Below are 17,070 nucleotides of genomic sequence, written 5' to 3'. Positions count from 1 at the left end.
GCCGATTGCGATGCACGGATGGGCTTTAGACCGGCCGCTCCACGTCCACCTCCCCATTTTTTGGAGCGGCCCTTTTTCGCCTGGCGCCACGACGGCCTGCAACCGGGACGTGCGGCGATGCAGTTCGCAGGCGCGTTTTCAGCACGAACAACCAGTGGGATGCAGGTGGCACGCGGCATCCTGCACCGGCATCTACCGCGCGCAGGCATCACGCCCGCACGCTTTCGGACAGACCGACCATGAAACTGTTGAAATGGCGATGGACAGGCGTGCCGCGCGCGGCGCTGTTCGCATGCGTCGTGCTGCTCGTGTCGGGTAGCGCCATGCCACGTGCGGCGCTCGCGGTGTCGGCGATCGCGCAATACGATCAGCCGAAGTACCCGACCAATTTCGCGCATTTCGATTATGCCGATCCCGACGCGCCGGACACCGGCACGCTCAACTTCGAAAACTACGACCAAGCGCAGAGCTACGACTCGCTGAACCCGTTCCTCGTGCGCGGCTCGCCCGCGCCGGACATCAAGAACCTGATGTTCGACACGCTGATGCAGCGCAGCTGGGACGAGCTCGCGTCCGAATACGCGCTGATCGCCGACGACGTCGAGGTGGCGCCCGACGGGCTGTCGGCCACGTTCCACATCAATCCGGCCGCGCGCTTTTCGAACGGCGACGCGATCACCGCGGCGGACGTCAAGTATTCGTTCGACACGCTGACGAGCCCGCAGGCGTCGCCGATCTACAACGCGCAGTTCTCCATCATCAAGCGCGCGGTGGTGGTCGACAGGCACGCGATCCGCTTCGAATTCCAGCACGCGGAGCGCGACGCGGCGCTGATCGCGGGCGACCTGCCGGTGTTCTCGCCGAAGTGGGGGCAGCGCGCGGACGGTACGCGGCCGCCGTTCGACCAGATCGCGAACGTGCCGCCGATCGCGAGCGGCGCGTACCTGATCGAGCAGCGCAGGAACGACAAGCAGATCACGTACGTGCGCAACCCGCACTACTGGGCCGCGAACCTGCCGTCGCGGCGCGGGATGTTCCGCTTCGCACGCGTGTCGTTCAAGCTGTACCTCGACCAGTACACGGCGCTCGAGGCGTTCAAGGCCGGCGACGTGGACGCGCGGGTGGAGTACAGCTCGACGCAGTGGGCGCGCAAGTACGTCGGCAAGAATTTCCGCAACGGGCTGCTGAAGAAGGGTGAATTCCCGGATGGCCCCGCGCAGATGCAGGGTTTCCTGATGAACCTGCGCAAGCCGATGTTCCAGGACGTACGCGTGCGGCATGCGCTCGCGCTGGCATTCGACTTCGACTGGATGAGCCGGATGATGTTCTACGGGCAGTATCGCCGCACCAACAGCTTCTGGGACGCGAGCCCGTTCGCGGCATCCGGCATGCCGAGCGCGAAGGAACTCGCATTGCTGGAGCCGTTCCGCTCGACGTTGCCGCCGGAGGTGTTCGGCCCGATGGTCAAACAGCCGTCGACGCTGCCGCCCGGCTCGCTGCGCGCGAACCTCAGGCAAGCGCGCGACCTGCTCGCGCAGGCCGGCTGGCACTATCGCGACGGCGCGCTGCGCGACGCGAACGGCACGCCGATGACGATCGAGATCATCGACGACGAGCCCGGCATGGATCGTCTGATCCTGCCGTACACGCAGGCGCTGGCGACGCTCGGCATCCACGCGTACCTGCACGAGATCGACAGCGCGCTCCACCAGAAGCGGCTCGACAATTTCGAGTACGACATGACGACGTATATCTACTCGCCCGTGACGATCCCCGGCGCGGAGCTGACGCGCCGCTTCGGCAGCGCGGCCGCCTCGCAGCCTGGCTCGGAGAACTATCCGGGCGTGAAGTCGAAGGCCGTCGACGCGCTGATCCGCGCGGCGCTCGCGGCAGATACGCTCGACGATCTCGAGACGGCCACGCACGCCCTCGACCGCGTGCTGATCAACCTGTACGTGCTGGTCCCGCAGTACTACCTGCCGAACGCGCGGATCGCATACAAGACGACGCTCGGCCATCCGGCGGTCGTGCCGGCTTCCTATCAGTACGAGGACTGGATCGTCGACTACTGGTACGTGAAGAAGCCGGCCGCACGACCACAACCCGCTCCGGCGGCCTGACGGGGGAGCAACGATGCTGGCATACATAGTGAGGCGGCTGCTGCTGATGATTCCGACGCTGATCGGGGTGGTGACGATCACGTTCGCGGTCACGCAGTTCGTGCCGGGCGGCCCGGTCGAGCAGGTGCTCGCGCAGTTGCGCCACGGCAGCGCGCGTGGAGGCGACGCGGGCGGAGGCGGGGGCGGCTACCACGGCAGCCAGGGCGTCGATCCGCAGCAGATCGAGCAGATCCGCAAGCAGTTCGGTTTCGACAAGCCGCCGCTCGAACGCTACGCGCTGATGCTGAAAAGCTACGCGACGTTCGACCTCGGGCAATCCTATTTCGCGCACCGCAGCGTATGGGCGGTGATCCGCTCGAAGTTGCCGGTGTCGATCACGCTCGGGCTGTGGACGGTGATTCTCACGTATCTCGTGTCGGTGCCGCTCGGCATCGCGAAGGCGGTGCGCAACGGCTCGCGGTTCGACACCGTGACGAGCGTGCTGGTGCTGACCGGCTACGCCGTGCCGGGCTTCGTGCTCGGCGTGCTGCTGCTGATGCTGTTCGGCGGCGGCACGTTCTGGCAGGTGTTCCCGATGCGCGGGCTCACGTCGGACAACTTCGACGACCTGACGCTGATCGGCCAGATCCTCGACTATCTGTGGCACATCGCGATGCCGGTCACCGCGTCGGTCGTCGGCAATTTCGCGATCGTCACAATTCTCACGAAGAACACGTTCCTCGAGGAAATCGGCCGGCAATACGTGCTGACCGCGCGCGCGAAGGGCGCGCCGGAGCGCGACGTGTTGTGGAAGCACGTGCTGCGCAATGCGGCGATTCCGCTGCTCACCGGGCTGCCGGCGGCATTCGTCGGCGCGTTCCTGAACGGCAACCTGCTGATCGAGACGCTGTTCTCGCTCGACGGGATGGGGCAACTGTCGTACGACTCGGTGATCCGCCGCGACTATCCGGTCGTGCTCGGCTCGCTGTTCCTGTTCACCCTGATCGGTCTGCTGACCAAGCTTATCGCGGATATCTGCTATGTCCTCGTCGACCCCCGTATCCAGTTCAGCCGCCTGGACCACTGATCCGGCCGCCGTCGCATGCGCGGCGTCGCCGTCGCCGTGGCGACGCACGTGGCTGCGGTTTCGCGCGCAGCGGCTCGGCTACTGGAGCCTCGTGATCTTTGCCACGCTGTTCGCACTCAGCCTGCTGGCCGACGGATTGTCGAACGACCGGCCGCTCGTGGTGCGCTATGACGGGCACCTCTATTTCCCGATCGTGAAGGACTATCCGGAGACGCAGTTCGGCGGCGATTTCCCGGCGAAGACCAACTATCTCGATCCGTACATCCGCGCGAAGATCGAGTCGCACGGCAACTTCGCGATCTACCCGCCGAACCGCTACCGCTACGACACGATCGATTATTTCGCGTCGCGGCCGTACCCGGCGCCGCCGTCCGCGAGCAACTGGCTCGGCACCGACCAGTTCGGCCGCGACGTGCTCGCGCGGCTACTGTACGGATTTCGGCTGTCGGTGCTGATGGCGTTCGCGCTGACGGTCTCGGGCGTCGCGATCGGCGTGCTGACGGGCGCGCTGCAGGGCTTCCACGGCGGACGTACCGATCTCGTCGGGCAACGCCTGATCGAGATCTGGAGCGCGCTGCCCGACCTGTACCTGCTGATCATCTTCGCGTCGATCTTCGAACCGTCGCTGTGGCTGCTGTTCATCCTGCTGTCGATGTTCGGCTGGCTCGTGCTGTCCGACTACGTGCGCGCGGAGTTCCTGCGCAACCGCGCGCTCGACTACGTGAAGGCCGCGCGCACGATGGGGCTGTCGAACTGGCAGATCATGTGGCGGCACGTGCTGCCGAACAGCCTGACGCCGGTGATCACGTTCCTGCCGTTCCGGATGAGCGCGGCGATCCTGTCGCTGACGAGCCTCGACTTCCTCGGCCTCGGCGTGCAGCCGCCGACGCCGAGCCTCGGCGAGCTGCTGCAGGAAGGCAAGAACTACCTCGACGCGTGGTGGATCTCGATCTCCGCGTTCTCGGCGCTGGTCGTCACGCTGCTGCTGCTCACGTTCATGGGCGACGCGCTGCGCAACGCGCTCGACATGCGCGCGCGCGGCTCGGCCTTCGGCGGGGAGCAACGATGACGACGCCATTGTTGGAGATCCGCCAGTTCTCCGCGCACTTCGGCGCGAAAGCCGCCGTGCAGGACCTTGACCTCGCGGTCGCGCGCGGCGAGCGCGTGGCGCTCGTCGGCGAGTCGGGCTCGGGCAAGAGCGTGACGGCGCTGTCGATTCTGCGGCTCGCGCAGCAGGCGACGCTGTCGGGCCAGATGCTGTTCGACGGCGAGGATCTGCTCGCGAAGACCGAGCAGCAGATGCGCGGCATCCGCGGCGCCGATATCGCGATGGTGTTCCAGGAGCCGATGACGGCACTCAACCCGTTGTATACGATCGGCAAGCAGATCGCCGAGAGCCTGCGGCTGCACGAGGGGCTGCGAGCGGGCGACGCGCGCGAGCGCGGCATCGCGCTGCTGCGGCGCACCGGAATTCCGGAGCCGGAACGGCGCATCGACAGTTTTCCGCACCAGTTGTCGGGCGGCCAGCGGCAGCGCGCGATGATCGCGATGGCACTCGCGTGCCGGCCGCGGCTGTTGCTCGCGGACGAGCCGACGACGGCGCTCGACGTGACGGTGCGCCAGCAGATCGTCGACCTGCTGATCGAGCTGCAGGAGCAGGAGGCCGCCGCGCGCGGGATGGCCGTGCTGCTGATCACGCACGACCTGAATCTCGTGCGGCGCTTCGCGCAGCGCGTGGCCGTGATGGAGCGGGGCGTGCTCGTCGAGACGAACACGACCGGCGCGCTGTTCGCCGCGCCGCGGCACGCGTACACGCGCCGGCTGCTCGACAGCGCGCCGCAACGCGCGGTCGAGCCGGTCGCGGCCGACGCGCGGACGATCCTCGATGTCCAGCAGCTTGCCGTCGATTACCGCATCGCGGCGAAGGGTTGGCGCGCGGCGTTCGGCAAGACGGCGTTCCGGGCCGTGCACGACGTGAAGCTGAGCCTCAGGCGCGGCGAGACGCTCGGGATCGTCGGCGAATCGGGGTCGGGGAAATCGACGCTGGCGGCGGCCGTGCTCGGCCTGCAGCGGCCGGCGTCGGGCGGCATCGAGATCGACGGCATGCCACTGGCGTCGCTGCGCACGACACGCGGCCGGCGCGCGCTGTACGGCCGCATGCAGGTCGTGTTCCAGGATCCGTTCGGCTCGCTGTCGCCGCGCATGACGGTCGAGCAGATCGTCGGCGAGGGGCTCGCCGTGCACCGGCCGACGGTGGCCGGCGCCGCGCGGCGCGCGCGCGTCGCGGCCTTGCTGCAGGAGGTCGGCCTGCCGGCCGAGGCGATGCTTCGCTATCCACACGAATTTTCCGGCGGCCAGCGCCAGCGCATCGCGATCGCGCGCGCGCTGGCGGTGGAGCCTGAGTTGCTGGTGCTGGACGAGCCGACGAGCGCACTCGACGTGTCGATCCAGAAGCAGGTGCTGAATCTGCTGACGAATCTGCAAAAGAAGTATGAACTGAGCTATCTGTTCATCACGCACGATCTCGCGGTGATGCGTGCGATGGCTCATCGGGTCATCGTGATGAAGGCGGGGCGCGTGGTCGAGGAGGGCGATACGCTCGACGTGTTGCACGCGCCGTCCCACCCGTATACGCAGGCGCTGCTCGCGTCGTCGATGCTCGCGCCGGAACCGGGGCCGCGGCAGCGGGAAGGGGACGCGGATGATTGACGTCAAGCGGGCGCGGCGCGCCCGCACCGTTCGCTGACGCACGCCGATGCCGTCGTTCTTCATCGACCGCCCGGTGTTTGCGTGGATCGTCGCGCTCGCGATCGTCGTCGCGGGCGTGCTCGCCATTCCGCAATTGCCGGTCGCGCAGTATCCGCGCCTTGCGCCGCCACGCGTCGTGATCACGGCGGCCTATCCGGGCGCGTCGACCGAGACGGTCGACGGCGCCGTCGGCAGCATCATCGAGGAAAGCCTCGACGGCGCCGACGGGCTGCAGTACTACGAAACGAGCAGCGACGGTCACGGCAATCTCGAGATCGACGTGACGTTCGCGCCCGGCACGGATCCGGACATCGCGCTCGTCGACGTCAACAACCGGCTGAAGCAGGTCGAGCCGCGGCTGCCGCAGCAGGTCGTGCAGCAGGGCATCGGCGTGTTCAAGGCCGCCAACACGTTCCTGATGCTCGTCACGCTGACGTCGACCGACGGCACGCGCGACTCCGCCCAGCTCGGCGACTATCTGAACCGTTACGTGCTGCGCGAACTGAAGCGCGCGCCGGGCGTCGGCGCGGCCCAGCTGTGGGACGCCGACGAGGCGCTGCGGGTCTGGCTCGATCCGAACAAGTTGCGCGAATACGACCTCGGCGCCGACGACGTGATCGCCGCGATCGGCGTGCAGAACGCGACGGTCACGGCCGGCGCGATCGGAGACGCGCCGTTCGAGCGTGGCCAGCAGCTCACCGCGACGATCGTCGTCAAGGGGCAACTGACGTCGCCGGAGGAGTTCGGCCGGATCGTGCTGAAGTCGAAGCAGGACGGTTCGGTGGTGCGTGTCGCCGACGTCGCCCGCGTCGAAATCGGCCGCGACGACTATTCGTTCTATTCCCGGCTGAACGGCCGCCCGGCGGCTACCGTCGGGATCCAGCTCGGCCCGCGCGGCAACGCGCTCCAGACGTCGAACGCGATTCGGGCGCGGCTTGCCGAGCTGTCGAAGACGCTGCCGCCGGGCGTCGCGGTCGAGATTCCATTCGACGGCGCGCATTTCGTGACGATCGCCCTTCGGGAAGTCGTGCTGACGCTCGTCGAGGCCGTCGTGCTGGTGTTCTGCGTGATGTGGCTGTTCCTGCGCGAGCTGCGCTACACGCTCGTGCCGACCGTCGTGATTCCGGTCACGCTGATGGGCGGGTTCGTCGCGATGTGGGCGTTCGGGCTGTCGATCAACGTGTTCACGATGTTCGGCCTCGTGCTGGCGATCGGCATTCTCGTCGACGATGCGATCGTCGTGGTCGAGAGCGTGCACCGCGTGATGGAGGAGGGCGTGTCGCCGCGCGAGGCGACGCGCCTCGCGATGAAGCGGATCGGCGGGGCGATCGTCGGCGTGACCGCGGTGCTGACGGCCGTGTTCGTGCCGATGGCGTTCTTCCCGGGCAGCGTCGGCGGCATTTACCGGCAGTTCGCGGTGTCGATGATCGCGTCGATGCTCGTGTCGTCGTTCATGGCGCTGTCGCTCACGCCGGCGCTGTGCGCGAATCTGCTGAAACCGGTCGGCCGTCGCGAAGGCGCCCACGTGCCGCGACGCGGCCTCGGCGCGCGCCTGGCCGACCGTTTCGGCGTCGCGTTCGCGCGGGCCGAGGCCGGCTATCGGCGCGTGACCGTGTCGGCGGTACGCCGCACGGGCACGGTCGCGGGCCTCTATGCCGCGCTCGTGGCCGTGTGCGGGCTGCTGTCCTGGATGATGCCGGGCGGCTTCCTGCCGACCGAAGACCAGGGGCAACTGCAGGTGATGATCCAGTTGCCGGCTGGCGCGACGCAAGCGCGCACGGTGGCGGTCGTCCAGCGCGTCGAGGCGATTCTGCGCGCGGAGCGGGCCGTCGCGAACGTGACGAGCGTGATCGGCTGGAGTTTCGCGGGCAGCGGACAGAACGTCGCGATGGCATTCGTCGAGTTGAAGGACTGGACGCAGCGCGACGTCGATGCGACGACGTTGCGTGATCGCCTCAACCGGCGCTTCGACGGGATTCTCGACGGCGACGTACAAGCGACGCTGCCGCCATCGGTGCCCGGCCTCGGTCACGCGGACGGCTTCACGTTCCGTCTCGAGGATCGTGGCGGGGTCGGGCTCGACACGCTGAAGGCCGCTCGCGAGCAGATGGCCGCGCGCGCGAAGGCGGACCCGGCGCTCGCGTCCGTGCATTTCGAGGACTTGCCCGATGCGCCGCGCATCGAGCTCGACGTCGATCGCGCGAAGGCGTATGCGCTTGGCGTGCCGTTCGAGCGCATCGCGGGGCTGCTCGGCGGTACGTTCGGCTCGAACTACATCAACGATTTTCCGGCGTCGGGCCGGATGCGCCGCGTGATCATCGAGGCAGACCCGGCCGCACGCGCGACCGACACGCAACTGATGGCGCTGACGGTGCCCAACCGCACGGGGGACATGGTGCCGCTGTCGGCCATCGCCGCGCCGCACTGGACGGTCGGGCCCGTGATGCTGAATCGCTACGACGGCTATCCGTCGCTCGACGTCAGCGGCCGGGCGGCGACCCACACCAGTTCGGGCGCGGCGATGGCGGAGATGGAGCGGCTTGCCGCGATGCTGCCGGCCGGGATCGGCTACGACTGGGTGGACGCGGCGCGCGAGGAGCGGATCGCCGCGCGGCAGACGCCGCTGCTGGTCGGGTTGTCGGTGCTCGCGGTGTTCATGGCGCTTGCCGCGCTGTACGAAAGCTGGACGATTCCGTTGTCGGTGCTGACGATCGTGCCGCTCGGCATCGTGGGTGCATTGGCGGCGGCGCTCGCGCGCGGGATGCCGAACGACGTGTACTTCAAGGTCGGGATGATTACCGTGATCGGGTTGTCGGCGAAGAATGCGATTCTGATCGTGCAGTTCGCGCGCGAGCTCGTCGGGCGCGGCGTGCCGCCGCGGCAGGCGGTGGTCGAGGCGGCGGCTGCGCGGTTTCGGCCGATCGTGATGACGTCGATGGCGTTTCTGCTCGGCGTCGTGCCGTTGGTGCTGGCGACCGGCGCGGGTGCGGAAAGCCGGCGTTCGATCGGAACCGGCGCGTTCGGGGGCGTGCTGGCGGCGACAGTGTTCGGGCTGGTGTTCGCGCCGGTGGCGTTTCGGGTAGTCGTGTCCATAGGCCGGCGCGGGCGGCATGCGGCGGTGACGAAGCGCGACGCGCAGCGCGTGGAAACGCCCGGGAATCTGGAGACCGATTGATGGTCGCGACGGGTGTTCCGCACGAAGGCTGTCAACTCGCCGGTGCGCGACGCCGCGCACGTGCGCGAAGGGCTGCTCCATCAAGAGTCCGATCTGTTCTCAGGATGAGTGCCCACTCTTTGCTAAACAAAAAAGTTTTGGCTGACGAGTACCGGCCGTGTGCTCCATTGCGGCGCATTCGCGAGGGGGTGAAAAACAGCCGAACAAGGAAGACAAGACAACGGTATTGGCTGGTGAACCATATCGCTTTCATTCGGCACCAACCGAGTGCGCTTAATGCACCTAAACAAAGTTATGCGGCATCAAATATTTTTTGACGCATAGTTTCTGTCCTGCTATGTTCGCGTCCAACGTAAAACTTTGGTAGTGAACGGTAATGAAGATTCCGTGCATTAAGGCTTTCAAAGTGAAGGCGTAAAGCAGTCATTCAACGAGCGGTTGCCTTTCCTGGCAACGCGTACGCGCTAATTGACGAGGCGCCATGGTGCGAATGTTCCAGGGTGCAGCTTGTTTGCAGCCGTTCGGTGCGCGGAAAGATCGATTCATGTAATTAGGCCTCCTAACTCTATGGGAATGCCGTTTCTTGTATTTCAAATTAATTCCGCTTGTCGGTAGAAGAAATAACGTTGAAAGAAATGAGCGGGCGAACGGAATGGTTGCGATCGCCAGATGATGAATCAGGAAAGCGGGGCAGCGCTATTTAAAGGCCGGCGAATCTCCGTGCATACAAAAAGGTCAGGCCTTGCGACGACAGAGGGGTGTTATGAAACCAACGGCTTTGGGATCGGCAATACGCAGCATCGTATGGGCTGAAGTCGCGTTGACGGCGGCTTTGGGTACCTCCGCTTACGCGCAGACAACGCCTGTCGACGGGAGCGTCGCCGCCGAGCAAACCGGCAGCGCTGCCGCCGCCGCGCCCGCGCCGGCATCTGGCGCCATCGCCGGCGGGCAGAGCGTGAAGAAGCTCGACAAGTTCGAGGTGACGGGCTCGCTGATCCGCACATCCGACAAGGTCGGTCACACCGAAGTGCAGGTCATCACCGCGAAGGAAATCCAGCAAAGCGGATACACGACGGTCGCCGATTTCCTGCGTTCGACCTCGGCCAACTCCGCAAGCAGCTGGGGCCAGACGACGATGAACAGCTCGGCCCCCGGCGGCGCCGGCATGGCGTTGCGCGGGCTCAGCGAGAAATACACGCTCGTGCTCGTCGACGGCCAGCGCGTCGCGAACTATGCGCAGTCGGTGAACTTCACCGACACGTTCTTCGATGTCAACGCGATCCCGCTGAACATGGTGGAGCGCGTCGAGATCGTCAAGACCGGTGCGGTATCCGTCTACGGCTCGGATGCGATCGCGGGCGTCGTCAACATCATTACGAAGAAGAACTTTCAGGGCCTGCAGATCGACGGTCAACTCGGCAAGGCGCAGCATCCGGGCGACGGGCAGGGTAACTTCAGCGTACTGGCCGGCTTCGGCGATCTGAATTCGGATCGCTTCAACGTCACCGCGGCCGCCAGCTATTACCGCGATTCGGGCTCGACGCTCGGCGATCGCGACATGACGTCGGCGCAAGACTTCACGCAATATCCCGGCGGGCTGGCAGCGCCGCTCGGGCCGAACCAGCAATCTTACTGGTCGCTGGCGGACGGCTCCAAGGTGCCGCTTTCGCCGTGCCCGCCGGGCAGCAAGACGAGCGCGACCAATTGCACGTACAACCCGGCCGCGTCGACATCGCTCGTTCCGTCCACGACGCGCCTGAACGCGAAGGTGCGCGCCACCTTCAAGATCGACGACAACACGCAGGCCTATGCGGGCTTCTGGGTGAGCCGCGATGAAACCGTCCAGCTGCAGGGACCGGCCTCGATCTCGAGCACGACGAACGTCTACAACCCGGCGACCGGGTCCGTTTCGCCGCTGCCGCGCACCGTACCGGTGAGCAACCCCTATAACCCGTTCGGTGTGCCGACGGCGATCAACCTGACCTTCCCGGGCAACGTCGTGGGGGCGGACACGGTATCGACGTTCTGGATGGCGAACACGGGCGTCAAAGGTTCGTTCGATGCGGGCAGATTCGGCGCATGGGACTGGTCGGCCGATTACGGCCATTCGCAGAGCACGGTCGATACGACGTATCGCAACCGGATCAACGTCGCGGGCCTCGAGAACATGCTCGCGAACGGCACCTACAACTTCTCGAACCCGGCCGCCACGCCAAACGGCCTGAACGGCGTTTTCACGGATGACGATCAGCAGGCCATCTCGAAGGTCGACAGCGTGACAGCCAAGGCCTCGACGTCGAATCTCTTCACGCTGCCCGGCGGCCCGGTCGGCCTGGGCCTGGGCACGGAGTTCCGCCACGAATCGTCGACGATCAACCCGCAGACGCTCGCGTCGCAGGGCGTATCCGCGCCCGCGAACGTGCAGACGGTGGAGGGGTCGCGCAACGTCGCCGCCGCGTTCTACCAGGTCGACATTCCGATCCTGCGCAACCTGACGTTCACGCAGGCGGGCCGCTACGATCACTACAGCGACTTCGGCGGGGCGTTTTCGCCGAGCTTTGCGCTGCGTTTCCAGCCGGTGCAGATGCTGACGACGTATGCATCGTACAGTCGCGGCTTCCGCGCGCCGACCCTCGTCGAAAACTCGCAGGCCGTCTATCTCTCTCACCAGAACCTCGTCGATCCGAACGATCCGAGCGGTGTGCCGACGAAGCACTTCACGACGGAGCAAGTCGCGGGCAATCCGAATCTTCAGCCCGAGCACACGAAGAACTACAACATCGGCTTCCAGCTTTCGCCCGATGCGATGACCGATATCGGCGCGGCGTTCTACAAGGTCCGCATCGACGGCGTCATCGGCACCGACGATCCGAACGCGGTGCTCGTCGCCAACGATCCCTCCCGCGTCGTGCGCAACGCCGACGGATCGGTGCGTTACCTCGTTCAGCATTTCGTGAACCTCGGTGCGCTCGACACCGATGGTTTCGATCTCAACTTCCGCAAGGCGGTGCGCACCAAGTACGGCACGTTCACGCTCGCAGGCGACTGGGCTTATGTGTGGCACTTCAAGCTGCACAGTCCCGGAACTGCACCGCAGGACTTCGCCGGCAACAACCTTGCGCTGCTGCAGCCGTTCGGCGCGAGCAACCCGCGCTGGAAGGGCAACACGAGCCTGAGCTGGGACTACCGGCAGCTGACGACCACGCTGACCTGGCAATACACGGGACCCTATACGAACGCCGTGGCCGCGGAATTCGGCGACGGCGGTACGGGATCGGTAGCGTCGTACAGCCAGTTCAACCTCATGTTCAACTATCGCGGCTTCAAGCATTGGACGATTTACGGCGGCATCACGAACCTCTTCGACAAGAAGCCGCCGTTCGACGTTGAGTGGCAAGCCGTGCCCGACATCACTGGCTATGACCAGTCGCTCTACACGGACCTTGGCCGCTTCTTCCAGATCGGGGCGACGTACCGGTTCTGACAGGGAGGAAACCGCCAGGTGGCAACCGGTCCCGGCGCGCGGCCCGCGCCGGGACGACGAGGAATGAGCTGGACTGGCAGGCGGCTTTACTCAAGGCAAGGGCGGAGGTGCAAGGTTCGAACGCGAGGATGCTTGGCTAGCAGCACGCCGTGCAGTCGACTTTATCGTATTTAACATAATCATAATTATCACCCAAGCAAGTTGTAGTAGCTTTTTAGAGATGTCGTGTTCTAGCCATTTAGAAATGTCGCGTTTGGACCTCGGTAAGCTTGCCGGCTCCCCGTCAGATCATGGAGCCGGCGATGCACCGAACCGCATTGGTGACATTGAACATGCGAGAACTCGACCGTCTGAAGGTAATCCAGGCCGTAGTGGATTTGGGCCTGAAGCCTGGCCGCGCGGCCGAACGGCTGGGCCTGACGGTCCGGCAGATCGAGCGGCTGGTGATTCGATACCGGGAGTCTGGCGCGGTGGGCCTGACCTCGCGCAAGCGTGGCGGTCCTGGCAACCGGCGGCTGGATGCGGAGTTGGCCCAGCGGGTCCTGACGATCATCCGGGATCGCTACGCCGATTTCGGGCCGACACTGGCGTGCGAGAAGCTCCGGGAATGCCACGGCATCCAGCTCGCCAAGGAAACGGTACGGCGGCTGATGACGGAAGCTGGTTTGTGGGTGCCACGCCGGCAACGACCGCCGAAGGTCTATCAGCCACGAGCACGGCGGGCGTGCTTGGGTGAACTAATCCAGATCGACGGCAGCGACCATCGGTGGTTCGAGGAACGGGCGCCGGCCTGCACGCTGCTCGTGTACGTCGACGATGCGACGAGCCGGTTGATGATGCTGCACTTCGCGCAGACCGAATCGACCTTCAGCTACTTCGAGGCGACGCGGGCGTATATCGAGTGTCATGGCAAACCGGGGGCGTTCTATAGCGACAAGTACAGCGTGTTCCGCAATACAACGCCGGGCAAGACTGGCAATCGGGTGACGCACTTCGGCCGCGCGATGTACGAGCTAAACATCGACACATTTTGCGCAAACAGTAGTCCGGCCAAGGGGCGAGTCGAGCGAGCACATCTGACGTTGCAGGATCGCTTGGTCAAGGAGATGCGGCTGCGCGGGATCAACACGGTGGCCGACGCCAACGCTTACGCGCCCTCCTTCATGGCTGCTTACAACGCACGTTTTGCGAAGCCGCCGAAGAGCGACTTCAATGCACACCGACCGCTGCGCGCCGACGAGAATCTCGACTTGGTGATGACGTGGCGCGAGCCGCGGAAAGTCACGAAATCGCTCACGGTGCAGTACGACCGAGTGATGTATTTGCTGGACGATACGCCGGAGAATCGGAAGCTGATCGATCGAACGATCGAGGTTTGGGAGTACCCGGACGGGCGCATCGAACTCCGAACAGAGGGTCACGTGTTGCCCTGCAGGCAATACGACCGGCTGGCCGAGATCGATCAAGCCGCCGTTATCGAACACAAGCGCCTGAGTCACGTGCTCCAGGTTGCGCAGGCGCTTCAGGCGCAACGCGATAACAGCCGGATCGGTAAAGCTCCATCCCGAACGCATCGGGGCGACTCGACCAAGACGAATCGCAACACACCGCAGCCAGACAAAAAGAAGCAGCGTGAATTCACGCAGACCGACGTCGAGCAGGTGATCGTGGAACTCGCTGAACGCAGACAGGCGCAACAGCCCGCGCGCAAACTTGGCCGTCGGTCTGCAAGGAACAGCGACGCAAGCGTAAGCACCCTGCCCGTTCAGGACCAGTTCTTCGACACTGCGTGATCTAGAAGCCCATGAGAGACAAATCCTGAATCCCTGAAAACACGACATTTCTATCTGGCTGGCGCCCCGACATCTTGAAATGGCTATGACACAAGTTGTAGCGGCTAGATAGAAATGTCCGCTTTTGGCTGCATAGAGATGTCCGCTTTCGGGCCGCGTAAGCTGACCGGCGGCCGGCTGGTCATCGGTTTCGTCGCGTCCCGTCAAATCGCCACTTCCGGCGGTGCCTGCCGAAACAGCCGCGTAATCCAGCACAGATACACGAGCCCGAGCGCGAACCACACGACGCCGAGCACGAGCGCCGTCTTCTCGAGGCTGACGAGCAGCCATATATCGGCCACCGCGCCGATCACCGGAAAGACGATGCCGCCGAGCACGCCGATCCTGCGCTCGCCGCCGTGATTGCCCGACAGGTACAGCCGAATCACGCACAGATTGACGGCCGTAAAGGCAAGGAACGCACCGAAGTTGATGAACGACGTCGACGTGGCGACATCCAGCTTCAACGCGATCAATCCGACGACGCCGGCCAGCGTGATGTTGATCGCGGGCGTCTTGAAGCGCGGGTGAATGAACCCGAAGATCCGCTTCGGCAGGATTTCATCGCGGCCCATCGCATACAGCAGCCGGCCGACGCTCGCCTGCGCGGAGATGCCCGATGCAAACTGCGCGAGGATCAGGCCTGCCAGGAACACCGTCACGAACAGGTCGCCGCCGATCATCCTCGCGACTTCGAATGCAGCCGAATCCGTGTCCTTGAACTCGACGCCGGGGTGTGCGAGCTGCATCGTGTACGCAGCGATCACGAAGATCGCGCCACCGATCAGCGCAATCAGCAGGATCGCGCGCGGCATGTTCTTTTTCGGATCGATCGTTTCCTCGGTCAGCGTCGATACGGCGTCGAAGCCGAGGTACGAGTACGCGGCGATCGCGGCACCGGCCATCGTCGCGCCGAACGGCACATGCGGCTTGAAGAACGGCTCCGCCATCGCGATACCGCCCGCGCCTGCCGCCGCCGACGCGTAGTGCCAGCACAGCACGACGAACATCGCGACGATCGCCAGTTGCACGATCATCAGCACGATGTTGAAGCGTGCCGCCAGTTCGATGCCGACGATGTTCAGGCCGCTCGTCAGCACGATGAACGCGACGATCCAGATCCACGTCGGCACATGCGGAAATGCCGCGTTCAGATAGGCCGCGCCGATCAGCCAGATCACCATCGGCAGGAAAAAATAGTCGAGCAGCGTCGCCCAGCCGATCATGAAGCCCAGATGCGGGTTGAACGTCTTGCGCGTGTATGTGTAAGCGGAACCTGCCGCCGGAAAGAGCCGCGCAAGCTTGCCGTAGCTGAGCGCGGTGAACGCAATGGCCACCAGAGCGAGCAGGTACGCGAGCGCGGCCGTGTCGTCGCTGGCCTTGGCGAGCACGCCGTACGTACCGTAGACAATCAGCGGCGCCATATAGGCGAGGCCGAACAGCAGCACGGAGGGCAAGCCGAGCGTGCGCTTCAGGCGCGCGGGTTCGTGGGATGACGACGCTTGCATGTTATCTCCTGGGCCTTCGAGGCCGATCGAGTGCCTGTGGCAGGCCTTTCAATGGAATGAGCCGGCACCGCCGGGCGTGACGCCCGCGCGATGTCGCAGAGGAACAGCGAGTGAGCCGGATTACCCGGTGCGGTGACGGCGCGCGTCGATCATCAGCGCGCGGCGTCCGTTCGGCTGCTCGATGGGCGCGAGACCGAGTGTCACGCGTGCGTCGTGCAGATAGCTGTAGTGTTCGCGGCTTGCTTCGAGACGCGTCAGATCGAGGCTCGTCTGCGCGACGGCTTCGTCCCGGCCGAGCTCGAGCCTGCTCTCGCCGAACGGATCGACCAGTGCGGACTGGCCGGCGAATGTCAGGTCGTCATCACCGGAGCCGCAGCGATTCACCATCAGCGCGAACATCTGGTTCTCCATCGCACGCGCCGCGATGGCACGGCGATGCACGGGGCCGAACGGATCCATGTTGCCGTTGGTGACGATCAACAGATCGGCATCGAGCGCACCGATCGCGCGCGCCGTCTCGGGGAATTCGATGTCGTAGCAGATCAGCAGGCCCACCGTCAGGCCATTCCACGGACAGGTTACGAAACGGTCGCCCGGCGTGAATACGCCGACATCCGACGCCCACAGATGGGTCTTGCGATAGCGCAGCACGAGCTCGCCCTGATCGTCGACGAGCACCGTGCTGTTGTAGAACCGTCCGCCGTCGCGTTCCGCGAGGCCGACCGCGACGGCGACGCCCTTCTGTCGTGCCGCATCGCGTACCGCGGACAACGCGGGACCGTCGAGCGTCTGCGCGACATCGGCGACGTTGTCCCGCGTCGGGAAGCCCGACAGTGTCGTTTCGGGGAACACGACCAGCTTCGTGCCACCTGCCACATCGACGCGCCCGATCGTGTCGATCACCTTGCGCGTGTTGTGTGCGACGTCGCCGTCGACCAGCGCGAGTTGTGCGAGTTCTACCTGCATGAAGCCCACTCCTTCCAATACCCTTTCATTCGCGTGTCGTATCCATTGCATCGCGCATAGGACGCTTCGTCGAGCAAAGCAGCCTCCACCGCCGCCTGCCGAAGTGAGGTCGATTATCGGGTTATTATTTTTGACCAGAAATTCCCCACCAGGGTTACCCTCACCGGAGCA

At 65.1% G+C, this 17,070-nt stretch carries 9 protein-coding genes; 7 read left to right on the top strand and 2 right to left on the bottom strand.

Going from position 1 to position 17,070, the window contains the following annotated elements:
* Positions 1-239 precede the first annotated feature (239 nt).
* The 7 genes from QZM15_RS21070 (at position 240) to QZM15_RS21040 (ending at position 14,386) form a co-directional block, all read left to right on the top strand.
* The gene (locus QZM15_RS21070; RefSeq protein WP_302107198.1) at positions 240-2,120 is read left to right on the top strand and encodes an extracellular solute-binding protein; all 1,881 of its coding nucleotides are present in this window, start codon (positions 240-242) and stop codon (positions 2,118-2,120) included.
* 13 nt (positions 2,121-2,133) lie between these two features.
* Positions 2,134-3,186: a microcin C ABC transporter permease YejB gene (locus QZM15_RS21065; RefSeq protein ID WP_059645841.1), complete on the top strand. Its 1,053-nt coding sequence runs from the start codon at positions 2,134-2,136 to the stop codon at positions 3,184-3,186.
* The gene (locus QZM15_RS21060) at positions 3,140-4,255 is read left to right on the top strand and encodes an ABC transporter permease (RefSeq protein ID WP_059645838.1); all 1,116 of its coding nucleotides are present in this window, start codon (positions 3,140-3,142) and stop codon (positions 4,253-4,255) included. Before QZM15_RS21065 ends, QZM15_RS21060 begins: the two co-directional genes overlap by 47 nt.
* A complete protein-coding gene (locus QZM15_RS21055) occupies positions 4,252-5,895 on the top strand; it encodes an ABC transporter ATP-binding protein (RefSeq protein ID WP_059583403.1) in 1,644 nt (547 codons plus the stop codon). Before QZM15_RS21060 ends, QZM15_RS21055 begins: the two co-directional genes overlap by 4 nt.
* A gap of 46 nt (positions 5,896-5,941) precedes the next feature.
* Positions 5,942-9,109 (top strand): multidrug efflux RND transporter permease subunit, encoded by a 3,168-nt coding sequence (locus QZM15_RS21050; RefSeq protein WP_302107197.1) that lies wholly within the window; start codon positions 5,942-5,944, stop codon positions 9,107-9,109.
* 763 nt (positions 9,110-9,872) lie between these two features.
* A complete protein-coding gene (locus QZM15_RS21045; RefSeq protein WP_302107196.1) occupies positions 9,873-12,593 on the top strand; it encodes a TonB-dependent siderophore receptor in 2,721 nt (906 codons plus the stop codon).
* A 302-nt stretch (positions 12,594-12,895) separates the two neighbouring features.
* Entirely contained in the window at positions 12,896-14,386 is a 1,491-nt protein-coding gene (locus QZM15_RS21040; protein WP_302107195.1) for an ISNCY family transposase, read from the top strand.
* 203 nt (positions 14,387-14,589) lie between these two features.
* On the opposite strand, the gene QZM15_RS21035 is transcribed toward QZM15_RS21040, so the two are convergent.
* A complete protein-coding gene (locus QZM15_RS21035) occupies positions 14,590-15,933 on the bottom strand; it encodes an APC family permease (RefSeq protein WP_059585370.1) in 1,344 nt (447 codons plus the stop codon).
* A 120-nt stretch (positions 15,934-16,053) separates the two neighbouring features.
* The gene (locus tag QZM15_RS21030; RefSeq protein ID WP_302107194.1) at positions 16,054-16,899 is read right to left on the bottom strand and encodes a carbon-nitrogen hydrolase family protein; all 846 of its coding nucleotides are present in this window, start codon (positions 16,897-16,899) and stop codon (positions 16,054-16,056) included.
* Positions 16,900-17,070 lie beyond the last annotated feature (171 nt).

Source organism: Burkholderia sp. AU44665 (assembly GCF_030504405.1).
Classification (GTDB): domain Bacteria; phylum Pseudomonadota; class Gammaproteobacteria; order Burkholderiales; family Burkholderiaceae; genus Burkholderia; species Burkholderia semiarida.
Note: the sequence above shows the minus strand (reverse complement) of the source record. Positions and strands in the feature narration are given on the sequence as shown.